This is a genomic window from Acinetobacter sp. ANC_7511, from assembly GCF_056779975.1.
Genome location: NZ_JBWYIY010000003.1, coordinates 136,582 through 162,451 on the forward strand (window position 1 = coordinate 136,582; position 25,870 = coordinate 162,451).

The 25,870-nt window shown below is 38.1% G+C and carries 24 protein-coding genes; 9 read left to right on the forward strand and 15 right to left on the reverse strand.

All coding sequences use genetic code 11. The features are described 5' to 3' along the window. Positions 1-13: 13 nt before the first annotated feature. Positions 14-880: an NAD(P)-dependent oxidoreductase gene (locus AC1M9L_RS03225; RefSeq protein WP_481591319.1), complete on the forward strand. Its 867-nt coding sequence runs from the start codon at positions 14-16 to the stop codon at positions 878-880. 71 nt (positions 881-951) lie between these two features. Here the strand turns inward: AC1M9L_RS03225 and AC1M9L_RS03230 are convergent, their stop codons facing one another. From AC1M9L_RS03230 to lipA, 4 genes are all read right to left on the reverse strand, one after another. After that, positions 952-1,335: a carboxymuconolactone decarboxylase family protein gene (locus AC1M9L_RS03230; RefSeq protein ID WP_179998434.1), complete on the reverse strand. Its 384-nt coding sequence runs from the start codon at positions 1,333-1,335 to the stop codon at positions 952-954. A gap of 50 nt (positions 1,336-1,385) precedes the next feature. Next, on the reverse strand, positions 1,386-2,567 hold the full coding sequence (locus AC1M9L_RS03235; RefSeq protein ID WP_481588487.1) for a thiolase family protein: 1,182 nt from the start codon (positions 2,565-2,567) through the stop codon (positions 1,386-1,388). Positions 2,568-2,825: 258 nt separating this feature from the next. After that, positions 2,826-5,300, reverse strand: a complete 2,475-nt coding sequence (locus AC1M9L_RS03240; RefSeq protein WP_481591320.1) for an acyl-CoA dehydrogenase — start codon at positions 5,298-5,300, stop codon at positions 2,826-2,828. A 282-nt stretch (positions 5,301-5,582) separates the two neighbouring features. Beyond that, the gene (lipA, locus tag AC1M9L_RS03245; protein WP_180027518.1) at positions 5,583-6,596 is read right to left on the reverse strand and encodes a lipoyl synthase; all 1,014 of its coding nucleotides are present in this window, start codon (positions 6,594-6,596) and stop codon (positions 5,583-5,585) included. A gap of 210 nt (positions 6,597-6,806) precedes the next feature. On the opposite strand from lipA, the gene sthA reads away from it, so the two are divergent. Further along, the gene (sthA, locus tag AC1M9L_RS03250; RefSeq protein ID WP_035265673.1) at positions 6,807-8,222 is read left to right on the forward strand and encodes a Si-specific NAD(P)(+) transhydrogenase; all 1,416 of its coding nucleotides are present in this window, start codon (positions 6,807-6,809) and stop codon (positions 8,220-8,222) included. Between the two features lie 72 nt (positions 8,223-8,294). Here sthA and chrA read toward each other — a convergent pair whose 3' ends face one another. Together chrA and AC1M9L_RS03260 are read right to left on the reverse strand one after the other, a co-directional pair. Next, entirely contained in the window at positions 8,295-9,500 is a 1,206-nt protein-coding gene (gene chrA, locus AC1M9L_RS03255) for a chromate efflux transporter (RefSeq protein ID WP_481591321.1), read from the reverse strand. Between the two features lie 122 nt (positions 9,501-9,622). Then, complete coding sequence (locus tag AC1M9L_RS03260) at positions 9,623-10,486, reverse strand: pirin family protein (protein ID WP_481591322.1); 864 nt, start codon at positions 10,484-10,486, stop codon at positions 9,623-9,625. Between the two features lie 99 nt (positions 10,487-10,585). Between AC1M9L_RS03260 and AC1M9L_RS03265 the strand changes: the two genes are divergently transcribed. Beyond that, positions 10,586-11,512: a LysR substrate-binding domain-containing protein gene (locus AC1M9L_RS03265; protein ID WP_481591323.1), complete on the forward strand. Its 927-nt coding sequence runs from the start codon at positions 10,586-10,588 to the stop codon at positions 11,510-11,512. Positions 11,513-11,640: 128 nt separating this feature from the next. On the opposite strand, the gene AC1M9L_RS03270 is transcribed toward AC1M9L_RS03265, so the two are convergent. The 5 genes from AC1M9L_RS03270 to map all read right to left on the reverse strand — a co-directional run bounded on the left by AC1M9L_RS03270 (position 11,641) and on the right by map (position 17,744). Then, positions 11,641-12,855: an MFS transporter gene (locus AC1M9L_RS03270; RefSeq protein WP_481591324.1), complete on the reverse strand. Its 1,215-nt coding sequence runs from the start codon at positions 12,853-12,855 to the stop codon at positions 11,641-11,643. 140 nt (positions 12,856-12,995) lie between these two features. Further along, positions 12,996-14,096 carry an OmpW/AlkL family protein gene (locus tag AC1M9L_RS03275; RefSeq protein WP_481591344.1) on the reverse strand — a complete coding sequence of 367 codons (1,101 nt, stop codon included), beginning with the start codon at positions 14,094-14,096 and terminating at the stop codon, positions 12,996-12,998. Positions 14,097-14,255: 159 nt separating this feature from the next. Then, complete coding sequence (locus AC1M9L_RS03280) at positions 14,256-15,326, reverse strand: OmpW/AlkL family protein (protein ID WP_481591325.1); 1,071 nt, start codon at positions 15,324-15,326, stop codon at positions 14,256-14,258. Positions 15,327-15,559: 233 nt separating this feature from the next. After that, entirely contained in the window at positions 15,560-16,657 is a 1,098-nt protein-coding gene (locus AC1M9L_RS03285) for an OmpW/AlkL family protein (protein WP_481591326.1), read from the reverse strand. Between the two features lie 262 nt (positions 16,658-16,919). Beyond that, the gene (map, locus tag AC1M9L_RS03290; protein ID WP_035265682.1) at positions 16,920-17,744 is read right to left on the reverse strand and encodes a type I methionyl aminopeptidase; all 825 of its coding nucleotides are present in this window, start codon (positions 17,742-17,744) and stop codon (positions 16,920-16,922) included. A 209-nt stretch (positions 17,745-17,953) separates the two neighbouring features. Between map and rpsB the strand changes: the two genes are divergently transcribed. The 6 genes from rpsB (at position 17,954) to AC1M9L_RS03320 (ending at position 22,380) form a co-directional block, all read left to right on the forward strand. After that, positions 17,954-18,706, forward strand: a complete 753-nt coding sequence (gene rpsB, locus AC1M9L_RS03295) for a 30S ribosomal protein S2 (protein WP_035265684.1) — start codon at positions 17,954-17,956, stop codon at positions 18,704-18,706. A gap of 140 nt (positions 18,707-18,846) precedes the next feature. Continuing rightward, complete coding sequence (gene tsf / locus AC1M9L_RS03300; RefSeq protein ID WP_035265686.1) at positions 18,847-19,722, forward strand: translation elongation factor Ts; 876 nt, start codon at positions 18,847-18,849, stop codon at positions 19,720-19,722. A gap of 113 nt (positions 19,723-19,835) precedes the next feature. After that, a complete protein-coding gene (locus tag AC1M9L_RS03305) occupies positions 19,836-20,348 on the forward strand; it encodes a DUF3465 domain-containing protein (protein WP_481591327.1) in 513 nt (170 codons plus the stop codon). A gap of 104 nt (positions 20,349-20,452) precedes the next feature. Next, positions 20,453-21,268 carry an AraC family transcriptional regulator gene (locus tag AC1M9L_RS03310; protein ID WP_481591328.1) on the forward strand — a complete coding sequence of 272 codons (816 nt, stop codon included), beginning with the start codon at positions 20,453-20,455 and terminating at the stop codon, positions 21,266-21,268. A gap of 93 nt (positions 21,269-21,361) precedes the next feature. Further along, entirely contained in the window at positions 21,362-22,060 is a 699-nt protein-coding gene (locus AC1M9L_RS03315; RefSeq protein WP_213032597.1) for an AzlC family ABC transporter permease, read from the forward strand. A 2-nt stretch (positions 22,061-22,062) separates the two neighbouring features. Then, the gene (locus AC1M9L_RS03320) at positions 22,063-22,380 is read left to right on the forward strand and encodes an AzlD domain-containing protein (protein WP_092766028.1); all 318 of its coding nucleotides are present in this window, start codon (positions 22,063-22,065) and stop codon (positions 22,378-22,380) included. A gap of 49 nt (positions 22,381-22,429) precedes the next feature. Here AC1M9L_RS03320 and AC1M9L_RS03325 read toward each other — a convergent pair whose 3' ends face one another. The 4 genes from AC1M9L_RS03325 to AC1M9L_RS03340 all read right to left on the reverse strand — a co-directional run bounded on the left by AC1M9L_RS03325 (position 22,430) and on the right by AC1M9L_RS03340 (position 25,845). Further along, positions 22,430-22,873 carry an Mpo1 family 2-hydroxy fatty acid dioxygenase gene (locus AC1M9L_RS03325; protein WP_481591329.1) on the reverse strand — a complete coding sequence of 148 codons (444 nt, stop codon included), beginning with the start codon at positions 22,871-22,873 and terminating at the stop codon, positions 22,430-22,432. A 172-nt stretch (positions 22,874-23,045) separates the two neighbouring features. After that, positions 23,046-23,657, reverse strand: a complete 612-nt coding sequence (locus AC1M9L_RS03330) for a septal ring lytic transglycosylase RlpA family protein (protein ID WP_035265690.1) — start codon at positions 23,655-23,657, stop codon at positions 23,046-23,048. 283 nt (positions 23,658-23,940) lie between these two features. Next, positions 23,941-24,882 carry a lytic murein transglycosylase B gene (mltB, locus tag AC1M9L_RS03335; protein ID WP_481591345.1) on the reverse strand — a complete coding sequence of 314 codons (942 nt, stop codon included), beginning with the start codon at positions 24,880-24,882 and terminating at the stop codon, positions 23,941-23,943. 309 nt (positions 24,883-25,191) lie between these two features. Beyond that, complete coding sequence (locus AC1M9L_RS03340) at positions 25,192-25,845, reverse strand: hypothetical protein (protein WP_481591330.1); 654 nt, start codon at positions 25,843-25,845, stop codon at positions 25,192-25,194. Positions 25,846-25,870 lie beyond the last annotated feature (25 nt).

Sequence of the window (25,870 nt, forward strand, 5' to 3'; positions counted from 1 at the left end):
GGTGAAATTAAAAATGAAAATTGCATTTATCGGTTTAGGTGCTATGGGATGGCACATGGCGAGCCATTTACCAAAACTAGGATTTGAAGTTTTAGTTTGGAACCGTAATTTTGAAAAAGCAGAAGAACATGCACAAACATTTGGTACTAAAGCGACCTCTGTCGATCAAGCAGTGAAAGCAGATTTTATTTTCACTTGCTTACCCACCAGTGCAGATGTCGAACAGCTTATTGCTCAAAATCCTCCGGTCAAGGGGAGCGTATGGATCGACTGTACCAGTGGTGTACCTATAAGTGCTTTAAAACTTGCAAATCAGTTGAAATTTAATGGTGTTGAATATTTAGATGCCCCCGTTTCTGGGCAAACTATAGGTGCTGAAAAAGGGACACTGACGGTAATGGTTGGGGGTGATTTCGATGCTTATAAGCGTGCAAAACCGATTATTCATGCATTTGCAGGATTAATTGAATATGTCGGGGAGAGTGGTTCTGGATTTGCTGTTAAAGCGGTGAATAATACGTTGATGGCAACCCATCTATGGGCACTTGCAGAAGGATTGACGGTATTAAAGTCAAAAGGAGTAGATTTGAATAGTGCATTGAATTGTATTAATCATTCTAGTGGTAAAAGTTCAATGTCTGAAAATATTATGGCGCAACGTGTCTTGAGTCGTGCATTTCCAAAAACCTTCTCCTTAGATCTTTTACAAAAGGATATTGGAATTGCGACCGATCTAATTCAAGAGCAAGCTTTGGATTTGCCAACGATGCAACTTATACAAAATCAGTATATGCAAATTGAAAAAGTGAAAGCCCAAGATTCTGATTTTTCAGCTGTGGTTCAGGTGCTTGAACATCAATCTAAAATTGAATTAAGTTAAATCTACCGTCGAAATACCTTAAATACCGCTTAATGTAGATTAAGCGGTTTATCTATGAATGCTCAATGAGATTAGCTTTGTTGATATTCATTAATGACTTCTAACGCGGCTCTAAATGCTTCTTGGGTAGCTGGAGCACCACAGTATGGCAAGCTGTGCAAAAGAACCTCTTGGATTTCTTCAACAGTTGCGCCGTTGTTTAAAGCGCCACGTACATGACCTTTAAGTTCTGTTGGGCTTTTTTGGGCTGTTAAAAATGCAATCGTGATTAACGAACGATACTTGCGCGGTAAAACGCCTTCACGTTGCCAAGTTGAACCCCATGCATGCTCATTAATCCAATCTTGAAGTGGTTGAGTAAATGGAACTGTATTGTCTTGTGCACGTTTGACAAAAGTTTCTCCCATCACTTCTGTACGAACTTTTAAACCATTTTCATAATCTTGTTTTGACATTTTTTTCCTCATAAAAAAAGCGCATCTTGAGATGCGCTATAGCATAAATATTAAGCTGGGATTTCAATCGCAATCGCAGTTGCTTCTCCACCACCAATGCAAAGTGCGGCAACACCTTTTGTTTTACCTAAGCGTTTTAATGCATGGATGAGAGTCAAAATAATTCGTGAACCTGATGACCCCAATGGATGTCCGAGTGCACAAGCTCCACCGTGGATATTCACTTTTTCAGGATCTAAATGAAAAGCATCGATCGCTGCCATGGTCACCATCGCAAACGCTTCATTAATTTCCCACAAATCCACGTCTTCAACAGTCCAGCCCGCTTTGTTTAATACTTTTTCTATTGCACCAACAGGTGCGATGGTAAATTCTGATGGGTGTTGAGAGTGCGTTGCGTAAGCTTTAATCGTTGCTAAAGTTGAAAGTCCCTTTGCTGTTGCGAGTTCAGCAGAAGTCACTAAAAATGCTGATGCACCATCACTAATTGAACTGGCATTGGCTGCAGTAATTGTACCGTCTTTAGCAAATGCTGGGCGTAGCGTAGGAATTTTATCAATTTTTGCTGTAAATGGATTTTCATCTTGGGCAACGATGACATCGCCTTTACGTGAACTTACTGTAACGGGGGTGATTTCATCTTTGAAATAATTATTTTGAATCGCATTCTGAGCACGAGTTAAGGAGCGAATCGCGAAATCGTCTTGTTGTTCACGTGTGTAGTTTTTCTTATCTGCCATTTCTTGAGCAAGAATACCCATTGAATAGCCAGTTTCAGCATCTTCCAAACCTTCTTGGAACATGTGATCAATCACTTTGCCATGTCCCATACGGTAACCTGCGCGTGCTTTGTCCATGAGATAAGGTGCATTCGACATGGATTCCATTCCGCCAGCGACAATAATATTTGCCGAGCCAGCTTTAATGGCATCTGCAGCTTGCATCACGGCTTTCATGCCAGACCCACAGATTTTATTGATCGTTGTTGCACCTACATGATCTGGTACACCTGCAATTCGCATCGCTTGACGAGCAGGACCTTGTTTTAATCCCGCAGGTAAAACACAGCCCATAATCACTTCATCTAGTTGGTCTGCAGCAAGCTTAGATTGGTCAAGTACGGCTTTAATGACTTCAGCACCAAGTTGCGGGGCTGTTAAGCTTGAAAGTCCTCCCTGAAAGCTACCCATAGCGGTACGGCTACCTGCAACTAATACGATTTCTTGACTCATAGCGTTGATCCTTGTCCTGTAGTTTATATGATTCAAATGCGTGTCAATTTCATATGTTCAAAATTTAATGACAGCTATTTTATTAGTTGTAATCACATCATCATAAAAAATGAATAAAGATTCATTATTTTGTTTTCATTTAATTTCGCTTATTTTGATGTTGTTTTCTATAACACCATAGTGGAATGAAATATAAAAAGTGGAATGAAAAATAAAAAACGACCCTGTAGGATCGTTTTTTCAGAAGCAATTGAGTGACTAGTATTGTGTAGATTTTGACAACACCTGAGCGTGAGGGTTCTCAAGTTCTAAACTCTGGTTAAGTTCAGTATCGAAAACATCGGTCAACATACTGTCAAAACGTTTAGCGTTATACGTAAGTAACTGATCTGCTTCAGCCTGAGTGATGAACTTGTCATTAAGAGCAGACTCAATGTGCTCTTCAAAAGTCAGACCTGTAAATTGGCCTTTGGATTCAGCCTTTTTAAACTTATTCCATAATTCCTCAATTTGAAGCAACATTTGGAATGTAGACTCCATGCGCCCATTGACATCATCGGGATCAGTACTATAGAAGACATGTTTTTTTAATTCATTGCGGAAAGCATTTTCCTGAAGAATTAGTTCACCTAATTTAAGTTTCAAGGCATCCGATGGTTGAGTAATAGGACGACCAAAAGGGAAACAAATAAGTTTGACTAAACTTGCGGCAATTTTTACAGGGAAGTTATCAAACAGACCATAGAACGCTTCTTGAGATGCATATAATGCTTTCTCAAGTGCGAGTTTAGCATGCAGTTGTTCAGCTTCAGTACGTTGACCATTTTCATAAAATTTAAGAATTGCAGTCGCAATAAATAAGTGTGAATGCATATCTGCTAATCGTCCAGACAGCATTTCTTTGCGTTTGATATCACCTGCAAGGAGGCCTAAGCACATATCTGCGACTAAGGCAAAATTAGCACTCAAACGATTAATGGTTTTGTAGTAGGGGCGACTGAAATCATCCGCTTTTGCTGAGCCTTCTGTTGATCCACCTATAAAACCATAAGCAAATGATTTAGCGGTTCGATTGAATGTATAACCGAAATGCTTATAAAGAATGTAATTAAACTCTTTTAAGGCTGCATCTTTATTTTCTGCTTGTAAAAGTTGTAATTCTTCAAATAAATAGGGATGACAACGCATCGAACCTTGACCAAAAATCATCAGTGAGCGACTCAGAATATTGGCACCCTCAACAGTAATCGAAACAGGGATCGCTTGGTACATGAGCGCCAAGAAGTTACGAGGACCCATTTGGATAGCACGGCCGCCCACAATGTCCATACTATGATTAACAATCTTACGCATGGTCTCAGTTGCGTAGTATTTTGCCATTGCGGTCATAACTGCGGGCTTACCCCCTTGGTTTAAACCACAAGTGACTAAGTAACGGAAAGCTTCAAGCATATAGGTATCGCTAGCGATATCACTTGAAACCTCTTGAACACCTTCGAATTTACCGACTGAAATTTTGAATTGTTGACGGACACGAGCAAAGGCGCCGACATTTAAATAACACATTTCACCTGCAGCTGTTGATAATGCTGGAAGAGAAATACCGCGGCCAACTGCCAGACATTCCATTAGCATACGCCAGCCTTTACCTGCATTTTCTACACCACCAATAATCCAATCTAGCGGAATGAAGACATCTTTACCATCCACGGTACCATTCATAAATGGTGAACCTGGATTATGGCGTGCTCCTACAATCACACCTTCATGATCAGCTGGTAATAGGGCACATGTGATTCCGTATTCAGTTTTGTTTTTATCACCTAGTAAGCCTTCAGGGTCATATAATTTGAAAGCTAAACCGACCACCGTAGCAACAGGGGCAAGTGTAATCCAACGTTTGGAAAAATTCATTTTTAGGCCAAGAACTTCTTGTCCTTCAAATTGACCATAACAAACCACACCTGTATCAGGAATAGCACCTGCATCTGAACCTGCTTCAGGGCTTGTTAAACCGAAACATGGAATCTCTTCACCTTTTGCTAAACCTGGTAAATAACGATTCTTCTGATCTTCAGTACCATAGTGTAAGAGTAATTCTCCTGGACCTAAAGAGTTAGGCACCATACAACTGACAGCAGTGGTAAGTGAGCGTGAGGCAATCTTACTCATGATACGGCTTTGAGCAAATGAGCTGAATTGTTTACCGCCGTATTCTTTAGGGATAATTAAACCCAGAAAACCTTTGGATTTAATAAATGACCAAACTTCTTCAGGGAGGTCTTTACGATGATGATGAATATCCCATTCATCCAGCATCTGGCAGAGCTGTTCAACTTCATGATCGATAAATGATTGTTCTTCTTCAGACAGCGTGGGGTACGGATACTGATCAAATTTCTTCCAGTCTGGTGCCCCCATAAATAATTCTTTTTCCCACCAACTGGTTCCTGCATCCAATGCTTCACGCTCCGTACTACTCATTGTTGGCATTGCATTGGCTAGAGCTTTATAGGCAGGTTGTGTAATAAATTTCATCCTTAACGTATCAATACTGACAATCAATGAAATTAGGATAAAAGGAATACCGAGTATCAGCGACCAAGGGCTGATCAACGCGACTAAAATAGATACGACTGTGAGTGTGATAGCCCCAGAAGTTCTTGAGAATTCAAAATAAAAAATAGCCCAGAGTGTTATAAATAGAATAATTAAACTGAGTATAAAAAACATTATGAACTGCTCCATTTATGATTTGGTCATGGAGCCAATACCCACAGTAAATTTAATCAAAGCACAAACATCAGATCTACAGCGATATTGGATCATGAAATGTGAAACGAAAGCGTTGAGTTCTAAAACGGACGCATATTAATACTTATATTGGATAAGATTGTTTGAAAAATATTCAAAATTCAAGCTGAAGAGAGATAAGAAATGTGTCAATAAGTAATTGAGAATTATAAAAACCACAAACAAAAAAGCCCTCATACGAGGGCTTTAAAGTAAGAAGAATTATGCTTCGATTGTTTGAACAGTAATTTTCTTTGCAGGATCAGCTTTACGACGAACTGCTGGTACTGGTTCGCCATAGTATTGACGATCAGCAAAATAACTTGAACGTACCATTGGTGCAGCCCAAATATTTTTAAAGCCTAATTTTTGCCCATGTGCTGTATAGCGTTCGAACTCTTCAGGTGTGACGAAGCGATCAATTGGTGCATGTTCTTTCGATGGTTGTAAATATTGACCAATCGTTACATAGTCAACATCGTGTGCTTTGAGGTCATCAAGAAGTGAGAGAACTTCTTCTTCAGTTTCGCCAATACCTACCATCAAGCCACATTTAGTTGGAATATCTGGGCAGTATTCTTTAAACATTTTAAGAAGATTTAAGGAATGTTGATAGTCTGAACCTGGACGCATTGCTTTGTATAAACGTGGTACGGTTTCAATGTTGTGGTTAAACACATCTGGAGGACATTCCGTCATGATGCGTAATGCAACATCCATACGACCACGGAAATCAGGTACTAAAATTTCCAATAATGTATTAGGACTTAAAGCACGCGCTTCTTTAATACAATCAACAAAGTGTTGCGCTCCACCATCGAGTAGATCATCACGGTCTACAGATGTTATGACAGCGTATTTCAAACCTAAGTTTGCAATTGTCTCAGCCATGTGGCGTGGTTCATCTGGGTCTAATGCATTCGGACGACCATGTGCCACATCACAAAATGGGCAACGACGTGTACAAATGTCACCCATAATCATGAAAGTTGCTGTACCACCACCAAAACATTCAGGAAGATTTGGACATGCAGCTTCTTCACACACTGTATGTAATTTTTGTTCACGTAAAGTTGATTTAATGCGTTGAACCTCTTCTGGTGCAGCCATTTTGACGCGAATCCAGTCTGGTTTACGAGGTGCTTCAACCGTAGGAATCACTTTTACAGGAATACGTGCGACTTTCTCAGCGCCACGAAGTTTTTCACCCTGTACTGGTTTACGGTTTTCTGACATATTCAACGATTCCACTAATGTGTGACGGGAGGAAATATTAAAAATAGGTCTCTTATTATAGCGAATTTATGCATAAATTGGGCAAAAACGATATTCATAAAATAAATGTGGCTATCAAGCAATATATGGTATTGAAATACAGCAAATGTATGCATTTTCAGTCATAATATAAGTTAGATAAATGAAGAGATAATTGTATAGGAGCATTGAATGCCGCGTAAGAAAGAGGTCGTGAGTGGAACCTTTGTCAAATATGATGCAGTCGTTTTAGGTTCAGGCCCTGCTGGTGAAGGTGCGGCAATGAAACTTGCCAAATCAGGCAAGCGCGTTGCAGTAGTTGATATGCGTGAACAACTTGGTGGTAACTGTACTCATGTAGGAACCATTCCAAGTAAAGCTTTACGTCAAACGGTTTCTAGCATTATCCGTTATCAACGTGATCCAATGTTCCAAAAAGTGGGTGATTGGAAACAATTCACCATGAAGCAGGTGCTCCGTAATGCGCATAAAGTGATCCAACAGCAAGTGGATACACACTCGCGTTTTTACGACCGTAACCGCATTGATATTTTCCACGGTCGTGCTTATATCCAAGACCAAAATACGGTTGTGATTTTCACGCCTGAAGGTGTGAAAGAAACGATTATTTTTAAACAGTTGGTGATTGCGACAGGTAGTCGTCCATATCGTCCTTCAATTTTAGATTTCAATCACCCACGTGTGTTTGATTCTGACAAAATCTTAGACCTAGATTTTTCAATTCAAAAAATCATTATTTATGGCGCTGGTGTCATTGGCTGTGAATATGCATCTATCTTTATTGGCTTAGATCACAAAGTTGATTTGATTAATACTCAGCATAAATTACTGAGCTATTTAGATGACGAAATTGCTGATGCATTGTCATATCACTTACGTGAACAAGGTGTATTGATTCGCCACAATGAGCAGATTGATCACTTAGAAACATTTGATGATCATGTGGTGTTGCATCTTGAAAGTGGCAAGAAAATTAAAGCTGATGCAATTCTATGGTGTAATGGTCGATCTGGTAATACAGATGGTCTTGGCTTGGAAAATGTTGGCATCAAACCAAACAGCCGCGGACAACTATCAGTGAACGAGCAGTATCAAACTGAAGTTGAAAACATTTATGCTGCGGGTGATGTGATTGGTTGGCCGTCTCTAGCTTCAGCTGCATATGACCAAGGTCGTTGTGCTGGCGCGATTATGAGCGGTGAACAAGGTATCCAACCCGTGGTTGATATCCCTACTGGTATTTATACCATTCCAGAGATTTCATCAATTGGTAAAACTGAGCAGGAATTAACTGAAGAAAAAATTCCTTATGAAGTTGGTCAGGCGTCTTTCCGTCACCTCGCTCGTGCACAAATCACGGGTGATACAGTGGGTGAGTTAAAGATTTTGTTCCATCGCGAAACCTTAGAAATTTTAGGTGTGCATTGCTTTGGTAATAATGCTTCTGAAATTATTCATATTGGTCAAGCCGTGATGAATAGTCCGAACAACACCATCAAGTATTTTGTTGAGACAACGTTTAACTACCCAACGATGGCTGAAGCTTATCGCGTAGCAACGTTAAACGGGATGAATCGCTTGTTTTAAGGCGACGTGATGACAAAAAACTCGCAAGTTCAGGCTTGCGAGTTTTTTTATTTTTGCATTTAAGTTTGATCTTTAAATTACAAAATACAATAAAGCTCCATAGCTAACAAAGCTCGCTAATAAAGAGATGATGACAGGGATTTTTGATCTCAGTAAAAGAATGACAATGCCGATAAAAATAAAATCATAAATCGAATGTAGATGTTTTTCAGCCATTTGAGCAATTAAACAGAGTAATAATCCGATGACCGCTGCATTAATAGCAGCTACGGCTGCTGCAATCTTTTTGTTTTTGACCCATTTTGACCAATAAGGGAGCGTGCCGAAAATAAGCAGAAATGAGGGCAGGAAAATTATACTGGTTGCAATCGCAGCGTTAAGTAAAGGCGATGCGGTAAATCCTAAATATGTGCCAACGTATCCTGCAAAGCTAAATAAAGGGCCTGGAATAAGTTGAGCAAATGCATAGCCTAAGTCAAATTGTTCCGCAGTGATGTGTTGAGTAAGCACAAAATCTTCATACATGAGTGGCAGGATGATATGACCGCCCCCAAAAACCATTGAAGCAGTGTGATAAAAGCTTTCTATATTTCTAAGCAAGCTTGATGAATAGATAAATTGCAGCGCAGGAAAAAAAATAAATAAAGCGACAAACAGGATGAGCCAGAGATAATGATATTTTGGAGATGTCTGAGTGGTTTTGATGTGCGGTGATGGCTGAGATTTTCCTTTTTTTGTAAAAGCTAAGCCAATGAATCCAGACACTAAAATTAAGAAAATTTGACTATAGCTCCACTGTGTAAAATAAATAAAAAAAGCAGAACTCAGCATCAGGACATACTGCCAAATTTCAGTACAGAAGCTTTTGAACATTTGTAAAAAAGCCCAAATGACGACGGCTAATACAATCAAATGGATGACGTGAAATAGTTCAAGAGGTATATCGGAAAAAACATATTGACCAAAAATAGCAAATGAAGTCATTAGAATGAAGGCAGGTAATGTAAATCCTAACCAAGCAATAAAGCCCCCCCAATATCCTTTGGATAAATATCCTATCGATAATCCCACTTGACTACTTGTCGGACCTGGCAACAATTGTGCTAATGCGACCAATTGTCCGTATTCATGAGAGCTTAACCATTTGAGTTGATCAACAAAAGTGCGATGAAATAACACCAAATGCGCTGCAGGACCACCAAATGAAATACATCCTAATTTTAGAAAAATAAAAAAAAGTGTTGATAAGCTAACTTTAGGAAAAGTATCTGATTTCATTTTGTAATCGTATGTTGTTTTTGAACTAAGTCTAATAGGGGATTATGACAGGTATTTGAAATGAATGAAGAGTGATGAGGGTAAGCCTTATCTTGAAAATGATAAGGCTTGTGGATGTTAAATTAAGCAAAATTTCCATTTCTGAAATCATCAAATGCTTGCGCGATTTCTTCCTGAGTATTCATGACGAAAGGACCGTGGGCAACAATGGGTTCATTCAATGGTTCACCACTTAAGCAAAGAATTTTCGCCGTACGATGAGCAAATATTTCTACCCCTGTTGATGTTGGATCAAGATAAAGCGTTTGCATGGCTGTATAGATCTGACCATCAATCTCAACTTCTCCATCAAGGATGAAAATCAGATGATTCCAGTTTGGCATAAGATTTAATGGAAGGCGTGCTCCATGATTAAGTCTAATGTCATAAACATTCATGTTGCTAAATGTTTGAGCTGGTCCTTGATAAACAGTTGAGCCGATTTGATATTGACCAGCAATAACACGAATCTTGGTTTGCTCATCGTGAGTTAAAACTTCAGGAATATTTTGCTCAGTCAATTCCTGATATCTCGGCTCAGTCATCTTGGCATGCTCTGGTAGATTTACCCAAAGTTGAACCATATCCAAAACTCCGCCAGTTTTTGCAAAAGCTTCCGAATGATGTTCTTCATGCAGAATACCTTTACCTGCGGTCATCCATTGCACTTCGTTTGGACCAATTTTTCCATGATTGCCTTTTGAGTCACGATGCTCTAATTCGCCGTCATAGACAATCGTCACCGTTTCAAAACCACGGTGGGGGTGTAAACCAACACCGCGTTGGTGGTGACTTGGAGAAAATCGATATTGACCTGTATAACCCATTACCAAGAATGGGCTGGTATGATTTCCTATTTCATGCATGGGTAACATGGAGTTTGTTGGAAAACCATCACCCACCCATGTGCTTCGATCGCTGGTATAGACTTTCTGAACTTGTGTCATTTGTATTCCTCTATATATCGTTCTAATCATGATATTGAGGTATATTGATGAGATTACAGGGCGATTCTCTCAACAGATAATTCCAAAAATGAAACAATTATGCAAAATTTAAATGATTACTACTATTTTGTGCAAGTCGTTAAATATCAAGGTTTTACTAAGGCAAGTGAAGCTTTAGGTATTACAAAATCTAAGTTGTCTCGTCATATTTCAGATTTGGAAAACCGTTTACACGTAAGATTATTGCAACGAAATACACGAAAGTTTGCCGTAACCGCAGTTGGTCAAGAATTTTTTGAATATTGTATTAAGATTTTGGATCAAGTGGAGGCGGCAGAAAATTTTGTAGAGCAAAGTTTGTCGAGCGAGCCTTCAGGTTTAATTCGAATCTCGTGTCCAATTGGTTTGGTTGAGTTTCCATTGGGGAATATGATTGCTAAATTCATGCAACATTACCCACGTGTTCAAGTTCATCTGGTCGCAACAAATCGTAAAATTGATCTCATAGAAGAGGGGATTGATTTGGCTGTTAGGGTGAGAAATTTACCACTTGAAGATAGCGACTTGATTGTACGAGAGCTTGATGCTTGGCAACATGTGTTAGTGGCAACGCCTGAATTAATTCAACAGATTCATGAGCCTATCCATTTGGATAACCTTGAACAACTTCCGAGTATAGGTTTTCATGTCCCAAAATCGATTTGGAGATTTCAATCCAAATTTGACACAGTTAATAAGTTTCAAGAAGTAGAATTCTTTCCAAGACTCAAAACTGATAATTTTGCTGCCATGAAATCTGCAGTGTTGAACAGTGTTGGAATAGCATCATTACCTAGAGTGTTTGTTTATGAAGAGCTTAATCAAGGCACTCTTGTAGAATTAGTCCCTGAATGGGAGTTGCCACGTGGCGTTATTCATGTTGCCTATACATCACGACAAGGCATGATGCCTGCCGTGAGATGTTTATTAGATTATTTGATTGAGGAATTTAAAAAACTGAGCTGTCAAAACCATGAAATTATATGAATTAATGTGCGCAAAAAGCTTGATTAAAATATGTAAATAAATCAGGAGTGTTCATCCACAAAGTAATCGATAGACTAAGCAGAAGGATGACTCCGATGAATATGCTGATGTTGAGCAGATTGAAGCGATTAGTCATTGACGACATTCTCCTCATTAACAAATAAATGAATGAATACACCGAAGATACTGAGCGCAATACACATCATCCAAATAATATTGTAATTGCCTGTCATATCATGATTTAAGCCACCCAACCATCCTCCAAAAAATGAACCAACTTGGTGAGTGAAAAATACAATTCCACTTAGCATGGTGAGATATTTAACGCCAAACATATTGGCAACAATACCATTGGTAAGGGGGACGGTTGATAACCATAATAAACCCATAATGATGGCAAAACTATAAATCGTAAAGATCGAGAGTGGCAATGCGAGGAATAAAATGATGGCGATGCCACGTAGTCCATATAACCACATGAGCAATTTAGGTTTGGAATATTTATCACCCAGCCAACCAGCAGTGTAAGTTCCAACAATATTAAATAGCCCAACCAAGGCTAAAAACATAGTACCAGTGGTGGTGCTAAAACCATGGTCAGTTAAATAACCTGGCAAATGAATGCCCAAAAATACGACCTGAAATCCACAAACTAAAAATCCTAATGCCAACCAGATAAAAGGTTTGTGGTTTTTGGCAACTATGAGTATTTGTTTAAAACTTAAAGAAGGTTTAGCAATCGTATCAACTGTTTGAGGCGCTTGATACATTGGAGCTTTTAGCATCCAAGCCAAGGGTACAATTAATGCAATTAAAATCGCTGTGATGAGTAGCGCAGATGACCAACCAAAATTTTGTAAGAGTAAAAGTGTGGTTGGCAACATAATAAATTGACCAAAAGAGCCTGCTGCGCTGGCAATGCCCATAGCCATACTACGTCGACTTGGATGCGCTGCACGTCCGACAGCAGAGAGCAAAACAGAAAATGAAGTAGCTGATAAAGCCAGACCAATGATTAAACCTAGACTAAGATTGATGAGAAGCCCTGTTGAGCTAAATGCTATCATCACAAGTCCAATCGCATATAAGGCCCCGCCTACGGCAACGACTTTTTTACTCCCATATTTATCTGCTAGCGCTCCCGTAAAGGGTTGAACAGCACCCCATAATAAATTTTGAAAGGCAATTGCTAAACTAAAAACTTGATGATTCCAATTAAATTCATGACTCATTGGAACTAAATACAAGCCAAACCCATGTCTGACACCTAAGGAGAGTGCCAAAATAAAAGCACTCCCAATGAGCATAAAGATGAGGGGTTTTGAAAATTTGGTTTCTGACATGGTCAATCCGCTTAGCATTTTTTGTAATTTTAAAAGATCAGTAGCATCATGACGACAGAATAAAAATTTATCAATCAATAAAATTTAGTTATTAGAATGAATAAAGCGGCACTTGGCCGCTTTATGAAGACTGATGGAAATTAGAATCGATAACCAATACCGGCATATCCCAGAATTGGATTAATTTCGATATCTGATTTTGCATTGATTAATTCACCAAGTTCAGCATCGTTTACTGTAATTGTTGTTTCACCTTTGAGATGCGCATAGGAAATTGATCCGACTGCAAACCAACGATCATTGAAATCATAAGTAAAACCAGCAGTAGCTACAGGTGCGAAAGCATCTTTAGCTTCAAGTTTAACTTTAGGATTCGCTGTACTTTCAATTCCATCAAGTGCTTTCCCAGCTTCACCTAATTTGATGTTCGCAATTTTATGACCTGCGGCGATTAGATCAGCTTCAAGGTTGGAGTTCATTTCCAATTCATTGAAGTATGCATACATCAAACCAAGCCCTACATAAGGTCTAAATTTATTTACGCCTGTTTTGCCAAAATGATATTGGAATTCGAATGCTGGCGTCCATGCACGAGCTTCTGCAACTTTACCGTGGGCTGATAAATCAGTGATTGGTAGATTTTTTTCTAAGTACATTTCTCCAAGTTCAATACCACCAGGGATTGACTCAATAAGATCTAATTCTGGTTTTGCTGTAGCTTTAAAAGGTGCATAAATTTGACCTTTACCTTGGATATCGACTTTAGGTGGAATACCAGCTTTGATTTCAAATGAAATATTATCGGTGAAAAAATAGTTGGTCATGATACCGAGTGTTGTGACATCATCAGCTTCTAAACCAGTACCTTCAGCTTTCCACTGTGACAAATTATAGATATCAGCAGTACCGCTTAGCTGGCTAGGTAATTGATTAAGTCCTGAGTTGTCAAGAAATTTAACTAAATCAGCTAAACCTGTATTTTCTTCAGTTAAATTATCAATAACTGAATTCATAGAGATATCACCTACGCGAGTGTTTTCACCCTCGGCTACAGCAGTGTTAATATTAATCGGTTGAGCTTTGCCCTGAGGCATTACATGTAATGCACCCACTGAAACCGAAAAACGTTTAAAGCCATCGCCATCTTTTAAACTAAAATAAGGTGAATCTGCATAACTGAAGACTGGAAAACTTAACGCACTGATGGATGCAACTAAGTAAGCTAGTTTTTTTTTCATTATGGAACTCCATGTCCAATACTGTAAATAAAAAGTGATTATTTTTGTATTTTTATTATCAAATTTATTTTCAGACACATTGTAGTAATAATTTGCCAATTATGTTTGGTTTTTGTTTGGTTACAAAAAAAGAGGCAATTGCCTCTTTTCTTACTCTATGCTTTAGAAACGCATGCCAACCCCAGCATAGCCCAATATCGGGTTAATCTCGATATCAGCTTTTGAGTTGATTAACTCTTGTCCAGTATTTTCATTGACGACTGTGATCTTCGTTTCATTCTGCAAGTGGGCGTAACTAATAGATGCTACTGCATACCATGTATCATTAAAGTCGTAGGTGAATCCAACTGTAGCTATAGGTGCAAAAACATCAGTTGCTTCTAAATTAACTTTCATTTTTCCATTGGTATCTTTCTTATCGAGTGCTGCACCAGCATTTTGATTAATAATATTTTGGATCATATGCCCAGCGGCGACTAAATCTTTTTCAATACCTGGATCCATTTTTAGCTCATTAAAATAAGCGTACATTAATCCAACGCCAACGTAAGGGCGGAATTTATTAATCCCGGTCTCACCAAAACGATATTGTAATTCAAAAGCAGGGGTCCATGCTCGGGCTTCAGCTGCTTTTGAAGATTGTTCAAGGTTAGTGATTAAAAGATTATTCGATAGATTTAGACTTCCTAAAGCGCCCCCTAAAGGTTTTGCATCAGCAGAGAAAGGGGCTTTAATGTTGCCAATACCTTTAATATCAACTTTAGGAGGAATCCCGCCTTTTATTTCCACTGAAAAATTATCTGTAAAGTGATAACTGCTCATAATTCCAAGAGTTGTTACATCTTGAGCTTCTAAACCAGTACCAGGATTATCCCACTCTGCAAGACCGTTAATATATGATGTGCCACTTAAAAGACCAGGTACTTTACTACCAAATAAATCAAGTAAATTGATAAAACCTTCCAAAATTGGATTTTTTTCACGATTTGGGTCTAAATTATTTTTTACAGTTTCAGCCCGCACATCTCCGACTTTAGATTCATAGTCATTGCTGATTACTGTTTTGACATTAAAAGGTTGGGCCTTACCTTGAGGCATTACGTGTAATGCACCCACTGAAATTGAAAAGCGCTTAAAACCCTCATCAGAAAGACTAAAATATCCTGATTCAGCATAACTAAGAGTAGAAAAGAGTGAGCTTACGAATATTGTAGGAACTAAAAATTTCTTCATTGTTTGAAGGACTCCATGTCCAATTTTTAGTTCATTTTATATTCATTAAATCGTCTAAATGCAAAGCATTTTGTTCACTTGAAATCAAATTTATTATCCTAATTTACAATTGTTAAATTATTGAAAACTATGATATAAGTTGGATTTTAAAATGTATATTAATTGTCTTATTGTTTCTTTATTTGTGATGGATTGGGCATATTGGGGTGTGACTTCAATATGCCTCAAGTGTTTTAGAAGCGATAGCCTACACCAGCATAACCAATGATAGGGTTTACCTCTAAGTCAATATCTGATGAATATAATTTACCGAGTTTATCGTCACTGACTTCAATCGTGGTCGTTCCGGTGAGGTGAGCATAGCTGATTGACGCAACTGCAAACCAATTTGGATTAAAGTCATATGTGAAGCCAAGTGTTGCAATAGGAGCAAAGCTAATTTTAGCATCTAGCTTCACCTTAGGGTCTGCATCGCTTGTGATCTTGGATTTATCTTTTTGTAAAGCATCTCCAGCTTTACCATTTTTCATATTCGCGATACGGTGCCCAGCAATGATTAAATCTTTTTCCAAACTAGGATTAAGCTCTAATTCATTGAAGTAAGCGACCATAAGTCCTAAACCGACATAAGGTCTAAATTTATTTTTACCAGTTTCACCAAAATGATACTGAAGCTCCCACATTGGAGTCCACGCACGAGCACTTGCAACACTGCCATTATGTCCTTCTAAGTCGGTAATCCCTAAATTGTCTACAATATAAATTGGTAAAGAATCTAAAGTTATGCCTCCAGCTCCGATTGTAGATGTGGCTTTAAACGGTGCTTGAATTTTTCCAACACCATTAATATCAACTTTAGGAGGAACTCCGAGTTTGCTTTCGAAAGAAATCTTATCGTTAAAATGATAATTAACCATGATTCCGAGTGTAGTGACATCGTCAGCGGTCATACCTGCGCCGTAATTAGTCCAGCTTTCAACACCATTTACACTTGATTTACCACTTAATGCAGCAGGAAGTTTGGCGCCAGGAACTAAATTTAATGCGTCCAAAACAAATTTAATAAAAGGGCTAGTGTCTTCGGTTACAATGGGTACTACATCGCTAATCGCAATATCACCGTTCACTACAACAAGACCTTCGGGTACCGAAGTACGAATCTTAGGAGGTTGTGCCTTACCTTGAGGCATGACATGAAGTGGCCCTACTGAAATAGAGTAGCGTTTAAAGCTGTCATCATCTTTCAAACTAAAATATGATGATTCAGAGTGCGCTATAGATGATGCAAAAACAATAGGTGCGATCATGCACCAGAATGCTTTATTCGTCATTTGGGACTCCCTGTCCATTTTTGTTGCTAGTTGTTGTTTTACATTCTTTAGTAGTTATATAAGCATAAAATCAATCAATTTGAAAAGCATTTTTGCTCATTTTTGTGAAAAAAAATTATAAAAATCATTAATTTAATTCTAGGAAATCCAACATTTGTTAGGTTTGTTTGTGAATTTATTTCTTATTGAGTGACTTAGCAAAATAAAAAGTCAGATCAATTTAAATTGGTCTGACTTTTTTAACTTTATTAATTAACTAAAATTATTGAAATCGGGATAAATCCTCTTCAGGGCGAGCAGTTAATACCTCGACACCTGTTTTAGTGACTAAAACAGTATGTTCATATTGCGCAGATAATTTATGATCTTTCGTTACAACTGTCCATTTATCACCAAGAAGTTTAGTTTGCCATACACCAGCATTGACCATTGGTTCAATTGTAAAGGTCATACCTTCTTCTAAAACCATGCCTGAATTTGGTTGACCGTAATGAAGCACTTGAGGTTCATCATGGAAAACAGTGCCAATACCATGACCACAATATTCACGAACGACACTGAAACGCTCTGACTCAACATATTTTTGAATGGCATGACCAATATCACCGATCGTCGAACCAGGTTTTACCGTAGCAATACCACGATACATTGCTTCTTGTGCAACTTTGCATAAGCGATCTGCAAGAATAGAAGTCTCGCCACCTACAATGTACATCATGTTGGTATCACCATGAAATCCATCTTTAATCACAGTGACATCAATATTCAAGATGTCACCTTTCTTTAAGATTTTGTTTTCAGAGGGAATACCGTGGCAAACCACATGGTTTACTGATGTGCAAATCGTATGCTGGAATGCAGGACGACCAGGCGCAGCACCATAGCCTAGGCAAGCAGGAATGGCATCTTGTTTATTCACAATATAATCATGACAAATCGTATCCAATTCTAGTGTACTCACACCAGGCTTGATATGCGGTTTGATCATATCCAAAACTTCTGCCGCTAGTCGTCCCGCCACACGCATCTTTTCGATATCTTCAGCAGATTTAATTAAACGACGTGGTGCTTCATAAGTACTGTTCATGATCTTTAAAAACTTTTGGAAATTTGTGTGTGACTATGGTATAAATAGCCGCCCAATTTATCAAATGCTTTTCGTGAATAGATTCACTTAATCGGATGATATGTTGGTTAATAAAATCCGCACATATGTCGACACATTACTCTGGGTGCCCGTAAGGGTGGAGAATGCGGACATATGGAGGCCTAACCCAAACTTTTAAGGTAAAGAAAATGGCAGATTACAACGTAAGCATGCGCGACCTTCTTCAAGCTGGTGCGCACTTCGGTCACCAAACTCGCTTCTGGAACCCAAAAATGCGTCAATACATTTTTGGTGCGCGTAACAAAATTCACATCATCAACCTTGAGCACACTGTTCCTGCGTTAAATGATGCATTGAACTTTGTTAACAACCTAGCAAGCAAAAAGAACAAAGTATTGTTCGTTGGTACTAAACGTGCTGCTTCTAACATCATCCGTGAACAAGCTCAACGTGCTGGTCAACCTTATGTAGATCACCGTTGGTTAGGTGGTATGTTGACGAACTGGAAAACTCTTCGTCAATCAATCAACCGTCTTAAAGATCTTCAAACTCAGTCTACTGACGGTACTTTCGCTAAGCTTACTAAACGTGAAGCTTTAGAGCGTACTCGTGAAATGGAAAAACTTGAACGTGCTCTTGGCGGTGTTAAGAACATGGGTGGTTTACCTGACGCATTGTTCATCATCGACGTTGACCACGAAGCGATTGCAATCAAAGAAGCTAAGAACCTTGGTATTCCAGTAATCGGTATCGTTGATACTAACTCTAACCCAGATAACGTTGATTTCGTTATTCCTGGTAACGATGATGCGATCCGCGCTGTAACTCTTTACGCTACTGCGATGGCTGATGCGATTATTGCTGGTAAAGAATACGCTCAAACTCAAGCTAATGCGCAAGCTAAAGGCGAAGAAGCTGCTAAAGAAGCTCCTGAGGCTTAATGCGATTTGATGCGGATTTGTCATTTTTGCGACACGTAATCGTGGCATCTTAAGCATCAATCAAGCAAAACGGCCCAGATGATTAATTTGGGCCGTTTTTGTTAACAGATACATATCTCGACCGAATTTAGGAGAATAACATGACTGCTATTACTGCAAGCATGGTTAAAGAGTTGCGTGATCGTACTGGTCTAGCAATGATGGAATGTAAAAAAGCGTTGACAGAAGCTGGTGGCGATATCGAGTTAGCGATCGACAACCTTCGTAAATCTGGTCAAGCAAAAGCTGCTAAAAAAGCAGGTAACATTGCTGCTGATGGTGCGATTACAATTGCTCAAGAAGGCAATAAAGCAATTCTTTTAGAAGTAAACTGTCAAACTGACTTCGTTGCTAAAGACGAAAACTTTGCTGGTTTCTCTGCGAAAGTTGCTGCTGCTGCGCTTGCTGCGAATGTAACTGATGCTGCTCAAATTGCTGAATTGAAACTTGAAGATGGTGCAACTGTAGAAGAAGCTCGTATTGCGCTTGTTCAAAAAATCGGTGAAAACATTCAAGTTCGTCGTGCTCAAATCGTTGAAGGTGAAAACCTTGCAGTTTACAAACACGGTTTAAAAATCGGTGTTGTAGTTTCATTTGCTGGTGATGCTGCTACTGGTAAAGGTATCGCAATGCACGTTGCTGCGTTCAACCCAGTTGCTGTAAATGCTGAAGGTGTTTCTGCTGAGTTAATCGCTAAAGAGAAAGAAATTGCTGAAGCAAAAGCAATTGAATCTGGTAAACCAGCGAATATCGTTGAAAAAATGGTAACTGGTTCAGTTGAAAAATACTTAAATGAAGTTGTTCTTGAGCGTCAAATGTACGTTATCGACAACGACAAGAAAGTTGCTGATGTTCTTAAGTCTACAGGTACAACTGTTGCTCAATTCGTACGTTTCGAAGTGGGTGAAGGTATTGAGAAAAAAGCTGAACTTTCTTTCGCTGAAGAAGTTGCTGCTGCTCAAGCTGCTGCAAAATAATTGATTCAATTATTTTGAAAAAGAAAAAGCCCTTAAAGGGCTTTTTCTTTTTTTTGATGAGTCTAAATGATATAAACTTTAGGATGAAATAAAAATATAACTTAGAGATCAATATGTCTCAGAAATCAAAAATGAGTATTGTTGCGTTAATTGCAGTGTTGGTCACAGCATATTTCGGTGTCGATTTAAAACAGGATTTAAAACAGAGTAATGAGCACGCACTAAATCCTACAGATGCAAGTACTCAATATAATAATGCTAACCAACGAGAACTATCCTCTGCGGATAATGATGATGCCGCAAAAATAGCGACACTTTTTCAAAAAAAGATCAGTGATGTGCAAGTTAGGGCTTCTGGAGAAGTTGTTGCAATATTAAATGATGATAATGAAGGATCTAGACATCAGAAATTTATTTTAAAACTTAATCATGGTCAGACAGTTTTGGTAGCTCATAATATAGACTTGGCACCACGTGTTGAGAATATTCAAAAAGGGGATATCGTCGAGTTCTATGGTGAATATGAATATACCGACAAGGGTGGTGTAATTCATTGGACTCACCATGATCCTCAAAAACGGCATATTGATGGTTGGTTAAAGCATCAGGGTCGAAGTTATCAATAATTTTTATAAAAATAAATATATGAGATGAGCAATTTCATTCTAGATTTAAAATGCAGGCGTGATAGTTTTTATGTAATTTTATAGGCGTAATATCCAGAAAAAAGATGCAAGAGTCTGCTAATTATCTTCATTTCAAAGAATTGGGCGGATTGGAATTATTAAAAGCTCAATTTCAACGTAAGCAATTTTCAAAACATGCTCATGAGGGCTATTGTATTGGTGTCATTGAAGATGGGGCACAAAGTTTTTACCGCTCTGGAAAGCTTCATATCGCACCTAAAGGCGATATTATTCTGGTGAATGCTGATGAAATACATACTGGTTCATCCGCTGTGGAAACTGGTTGGAAATATCGAGCAATTTACCCAACACCTGAAATGATATTAGATCTGAGTCGAGATTTTTTTACAACCAAGAATGCAGTCCCATGGTTCTCGGATGCAGTGATTCATGATTTGGGTTTGGCGAGGCAACTAGTATTTTTATTCGATTTATTTGAGCAGGGCGAGGATACTTTGCTTAAAGAAAGCCTCTATTTGACGACATTGGCCAGATTGATCTATTGCTATGGGCGGGCGAAATTGAGTCCAATCAACACACCAGAAATGAGAAAAAAAGTTGAACTAATAAAAGAACTTATGAGTAGTTTTCCTGAACATGACTATTCTCTACACAAGTTGTCTGCATATGTAGATACAAGCCCATGGCATTTATTACGTGAATTTAAAAAACATACGGGATTGCCTCCACATAGTTGGCTTGTTCAAAGAAGAATTCAAAAAGCTAAACAATTGCTTAAGCAGGGGGTGCGAATAACTGAGGTTGCACAACTCACTGGATTTTCTGATCAGAGTCATTTAAATCGACATTTTAAAAGTGCAATAGGTGTAACGCCTAGACAATATCTTTTGAACTATTAATTTTCCTTAAATTTGCGCCGCAATATTATTCAAGATCAATCATTACTCATCAGATGATAATAATCGATAAGTGAATCAGATTAAGATGTATTGATGAAAAAGATGAGTGATACAAAAAAGAATTTTATACATGGTATGCTGAGTATTATGCCGTTGGCAATTGCAGTCATGCCATGGGGGGTGTTGGCTGGCTCTTTGGCGATACAGACTGGATTGAATGCGATACAAGCTTTTGCAATGTCATTGTTTATGTTTGCTGGTGCTGCACAATTAGTGAGCTTAGGATTGGTTTCGGGGCAGGCTTCGCTGATGACAATCTATCTGACGATATTTTTTCTGACGAGTCAGCATTTAATTTACGCGCTTAATTTTCGAAATGATGTTAGTAAATTTCCACTATTTAAACGTATTGTATTTGGCTTTCTGCTGACGGATGAATTATTTGCGGTTGGAGTAAAAAATAAATCACAACGATCATTCGCATATTTATTTGGAGCAGGACTTTGTTTTTATATTTTTTGGCTGATATTTAGTTTATTTGGGATTGTGCTTGCTCACTTCATTCCTAATTTATCAAATTTGCATCTTGATTTCTCAGTCGTTGCACTGCTTATATTAATTATAGTGCCAATGATAAAAAATCTTACAATACTTGTTGGTGTTGTGATTACCATAATTTTTTCTTTAATTTTAGAAGCTTACCAAGTAAATGCAGCGTTAATTATTTCTGGTCTATGTGGAATGTTTGCCAGTGTGATAGTTGAAAAATGGCAAACAACAGAAGGGGATTAAAAATGAGCTGGATGCTTTTGCTGGGGTTGTCGATCATGATCTTTATTAATCGATATTTATTCTTGGAGCCAAGGGTAAATGTGCCACTTCCTAGAATTTTGAAAAAGATGTTGAAATATTCTGCGCCATGTTTGTTGACTGCAATATGTGTACCGATTGTGTTTTATGAAGCAGCAGAATTAAGGGTTATGTCGAGTAATCACTATTTATGGGCAGCAATATTTTGTGTACTGCTTGCGCTAATAAGTCAAAAAGTTATCAGTAATTTAGTTTTTACTTTACTGTTTTTCTATCTCATAAATTACTTAATTAGAGCATGAACATCGGGCTAAATTAAATTCTAATTTAACCCATGCTGTATTTGCTAATTTAAGCGCTGATTTGGCGTGATTTCCAATTGGGTAGTATCTTATCTAGGTAAGCATCCATACACCATAGAGGGCCAATCATAAGGAATTGGAGGTCTTTAAAGAAAGAAGGCTTTTTCCCTTCAATTTTGTGCCCATAAAATTGACCTATCCAAGCCAAAACGAACAGAGCAATATAGAATCCTTTCCCGAATGGAAGAATAATAATAAGCCAAGACATGACCAATAATAACGCTGCCATTGCAACCGCGAGTACAAGATCTAATCTTGCATAAAAGATGAGTGTTAACACCAGTAAAAGGGTAGTCAGTAATGCGCTGAAATGAGCGAGTATGCCAATGATCGAGAATAGAATCGTGGGTACGCAAATCCAGTGTAATGTTTTATTGGTTGGGTTTTGATGGCTATCACTATATTCATCTAACCATTCTGTAATTGTCTTCATCCTATTTCCTTCACTGATTATTTGAATTTTATTTATTCTATAAACGACAGTATGACATAAGATGATAAATCAAGATTCTTTTTTGTATATTGGTCACATCAAAAAAAATTAAAAATAATAAAGCCACTCAATGAGTGGCTTGTCGTTAAATGCTTCGCTGAATCATGAGAACCTAAGAATTTGGACCATCCACACGTTCGATGCTTACACGCGCAGTACCAGCATTGGTAATACCAAGAGATTTCGCAGCACCGTAAGATAAATCTACAACACGATTACCATGAAATGGGCCGCGATCATTTACTTTAACAACGACGCTTTTACCATTTGATTTATTCGTTACACGAATATAGCAATTAAGCGGTAGGCTACGATGCGCTGCAGTAAGTGCATTCATATCAAATGTTTCGCCACTTGCAGTTTTACGACCGTGAAATTGACGACCGTACCAAGAAGCAACACCTGTTTGACTAAAACGACGAACAGTGTTTGAAGCAACATTATTAAGTTTATCAATCACTGAAGGCTCTTCAACAGGTACTTGAATTTTCGCTGCGATTGTTTCGCGACGAATTTTATCACCTGAACTTTCAGTAATTGCTAAACTGTTTAAATTCGAGAAGTGCGAATTGAAACTTGTAGAGTCTTTGCTAATCACGCGTGAAGCAAGACTTGATTGGTCAACATCATTATTCAGATAAGAGGATTGAACCAGCTCGGCATGAGTTTGAGACAAAGCCAAACTAATACCTAATATTGATAACATTTTCAGCGAAGCATGCATCGTTTAACTCCTTGGAACCCTAAGTTAATTATCTAAGTTGCTGATAATTAACCTAAATGGTCTGTAAATTTACTTGTGCAACTGCATTTAACGGTAGTGGATGATATTCATCCTGATACAAAAGTGTCTAGCTTTATTTTCACTTTAGTTACAAAAACGACAAATTATCACAAAATATGGTTAAAAATTAATCAATAGTGTAACAAAATATGTAAAATGTGCAAATAGTGAACTTAATCACAAAAATATTTATTGACTTTTGTGAAAACAAGTAGATTTATATTTATCTACTCGCGATTTCAGTCCCTAAAAGCCACAGTGCAGTTGCATACATTCGACTACGGTTATAGGTCGTAATGACTTGAAAATTAGGATATGTAAGGTAATAAGCTGGTCCATAATTTTCTTGTAGTTGAATCACATTGACCATGTCTAAGTCATCTATTTTAACAATAGGATTGAGTGGGCTAATGCCTTGAACTTTTAATGCACCATATGGAGTAGGTTGTGTTAAGTCTTTGGCTATGATGGCATCCGCATTATTTCCTTGGTAGCGTGCGGCAAAAGCAATCGGTTGATCTCGTTGCCAACCATGTTGAGCAAGATAATTTGCAATAGAACCAATTGCATCTACAGCAGAGTTTCTGAGATCGATATGACCATTACCGTCATAATCCACACCAAATTTCGGAATATTGCTTGGCATAAATTGAGGATAGCCCACAGCACCAGCATAAGAGCCAACGACTGAATTAGCTGGAATGCCGTCCTTATAAGACCATGCAATCAAAGCGCTTAATTCGTCTTGAAAGTATTGTGCACGTCGTTCATATCCAAACCCTAAAGTGGCTAGAGCATCACGTGTGATGAATGAACCTTTATTTGCTCCAAAACCTGTCTCTACGCCGAGAATACCGAGAATGATGGACTGGGGAACACCGAACTGCTGTTCTGCTCGATTTAAAGTGTCTGCATATTGATTTTTAAAACGCACACCACGTTGAATTGTACTTTCTGCTAAAAAATTCTTTTTATATTCGTACCAAGGCTTGCTTTCTCCTGGGCGATTCATAATGTTGATAATATTTGGTAGGTTTTTTGATCCATTCATGGCCCAGTCAACTTGCTCAGCACTCAAATCATAGGTCTGCATCGTTTTTAGTTTAAAATTTTGATATTGAGGATGTTGAGCGAAGTCATTGGCTTGAACAAAACTTGTGACCATAAACGCACTGAGTGCTAAACCAATACGTTGTAATTTAACATTAAAATTTTCAAATAACATAACAGCAGCAGATCCAATTATTATCGGTGGTAGACGCAAAGGTATAAGTGTTGATAAGGATTAAAAGTTCAACATCATTTGATTAATCGCAATGTTTATTAAGATAACATTAGGTCGTGATGGATTCACAAAAACCTACATAAAAAGTGTAAAAATGGATGAATTATGTCTTTTATTTATTCAATATTGATGAACTATTTTTAAAACATAAAAAAACCTAGCAGAAGCTAGGTTTTTGATTAGTCTGATTTATTCTTGAATAAATAGCGTGTCATGATATTCAGCTGTAGCTAACAATTCTTCTTTAGTAAAGTTAGGAATGAGCTTATCAATAGCAATATGAACTGCTTTGATGACCGCTGAAGAAGCGATATCAGACGCCTTACGTTTAATCATACCCAAATCTAAAGTCTTGTTAAAATCATTCATAAAGTGACGAACTGCAGCTTCACCGAATTGCTTGTATTGTTCAGACAGAACTGCACGATTGACATCATTGCCTGCACGTACTTCTGCAAAGCTATTTTTTAAGTTTGTCACTAGATCAGCAGGTAATGGAGCGCCGACACGATAATTACCCTCTGGATCTTTGAATAAACTCTTTTCAGAGAATTCAATCGATTGTCTCACGACGTCATTTGGTGCTTTGCCCAATAACTGTTTAAGTAGTACCGATACTGTTGATTTAATATAACCAGCAAGTTTTTCAGCTGTTTCTCGTTTGTCGCTTGCAGGGAAACGACGTACAAGTTCAACTAAAATTGCATCGATAATTTCATCATTAATAGCGAGTGCAGTTTGATCACGCAAAGGGTAAAGTGGTTCGTTTGAATTTTTTTTCTCAATTCCAGTTTGAATATTCTTTAACAAAGATGCAGATGGAATAAAACCAAAATATGACATCGTATAACCTCAACTATTCTTCAAT

What these genes read in the sequence shown, in the direction of transcription:
- AC1M9L_RS03225 (WP_481591319.1), top strand. Translation starts at nt 14, where the DNA reads ATGAAAATTGCATTTATCGGTTTAGGTGCTATGGGATGGCACATGGCG.
- AC1M9L_RS03230 (WP_179998434.1), bottom strand. Translation starts at nt 1,335, where the DNA reads ATGTCAAAACAAGATTATGAAAATGGTTTAAAAGTTCGTACAGAAGTG.
- AC1M9L_RS03235 (WP_481588487.1), bottom strand. Translation starts at nt 2,567, where the DNA reads ATGAGTCAAGAAATCGTATTAGTTGCAGGTAGCCGTACCGCTATGGGT.
- AC1M9L_RS03240 (WP_481591320.1), bottom strand. Translation starts at nt 5,300, where the DNA reads ATGTTTTTTATACTCAGTTTAATTATTCTATTTATAACACTCTGGGCT.
- lipA (WP_180027518.1), bottom strand. Translation starts at nt 6,596, where the DNA reads ATGTCAGAAAACCGTAAACCAGTACAGGGTGAAAAACTTCGTGGCGCT.
- sthA (WP_035265673.1), top strand. Translation starts at nt 6,807, where the DNA reads ATGCCGCGTAAGAAAGAGGTCGTGAGTGGAACCTTTGTCAAATATGAT.
- chrA (WP_481591321.1), bottom strand. Translation starts at nt 9,500, where the DNA reads ATGAAATCAGATACTTTTCCTAAAGTTAGCTTATCAACACTTTTTTTT.
- AC1M9L_RS03260 (WP_481591322.1), bottom strand. Translation starts at nt 10,486, where the DNA reads ATGACACAAGTTCAGAAAGTCTATACCAGCGATCGAAGCACATGGGTG.
- AC1M9L_RS03265 (WP_481591323.1), top strand. Translation starts at nt 10,586, where the DNA reads ATGCAAAATTTAAATGATTACTACTATTTTGTGCAAGTCGTTAAATAT.
- AC1M9L_RS03270 (WP_481591324.1), bottom strand. Translation starts at nt 12,855, where the DNA reads ATGTCAGAAACCAAATTTTCAAAACCCCTCATCTTTATGCTCATTGGG.
- AC1M9L_RS03280 (WP_481591325.1), bottom strand. Translation starts at nt 15,326, where the DNA reads ATGAAGAAATTTTTAGTTCCTACAATATTCGTAAGCTCACTCTTTTCT.
- AC1M9L_RS03285 (WP_481591326.1), bottom strand. Translation starts at nt 16,657, where the DNA reads ATGACGAATAAAGCATTCTGGTGCATGATCGCACCTATTGTTTTTGCA.
- map (WP_035265682.1), bottom strand. Translation starts at nt 17,744, where the DNA reads ATGAACAGTACTTATGAAGCACCACGTCGTTTAATTAAATCTGCTGAA.
- rpsB (WP_035265684.1), top strand. Translation starts at nt 17,954, where the DNA reads ATGGCAGATTACAACGTAAGCATGCGCGACCTTCTTCAAGCTGGTGCG.
- tsf (WP_035265686.1), top strand. Translation starts at nt 18,847, where the DNA reads ATGACTGCTATTACTGCAAGCATGGTTAAAGAGTTGCGTGATCGTACT.
- AC1M9L_RS03305 (WP_481591327.1), top strand. Translation starts at nt 19,836, where the DNA reads ATGTCTCAGAAATCAAAAATGAGTATTGTTGCGTTAATTGCAGTGTTG.
- AC1M9L_RS03310 (WP_481591328.1), top strand. Translation starts at nt 20,453, where the DNA reads ATGCAAGAGTCTGCTAATTATCTTCATTTCAAAGAATTGGGCGGATTG.
- AC1M9L_RS03315 (WP_213032597.1), top strand. Translation starts at nt 21,362, where the DNA reads ATGAAAAAGATGAGTGATACAAAAAAGAATTTTATACATGGTATGCTG.
- AC1M9L_RS03320 (WP_092766028.1), top strand. Translation starts at nt 22,063, where the DNA reads ATGAGCTGGATGCTTTTGCTGGGGTTGTCGATCATGATCTTTATTAAT.
- AC1M9L_RS03325 (WP_481591329.1), bottom strand. Translation starts at nt 22,873, where the DNA reads ATGAAGACAATTACAGAATGGTTAGATGAATATAGTGATAGCCATCAA.
- AC1M9L_RS03330 (WP_035265690.1), bottom strand. Translation starts at nt 23,657, where the DNA reads ATGCATGCTTCGCTGAAAATGTTATCAATATTAGGTATTAGTTTGGCT.
- mltB (WP_481591345.1), bottom strand. Translation starts at nt 24,882, where the DNA reads ATGGTCACAAGTTTTGTTCAAGCCAATGACTTCGCTCAACATCCTCAA.
- AC1M9L_RS03340 (WP_481591330.1), bottom strand. Translation starts at nt 25,845, where the DNA reads ATGTCATATTTTGGTTTTATTCCATCTGCATCTTTGTTAAAGAATATT.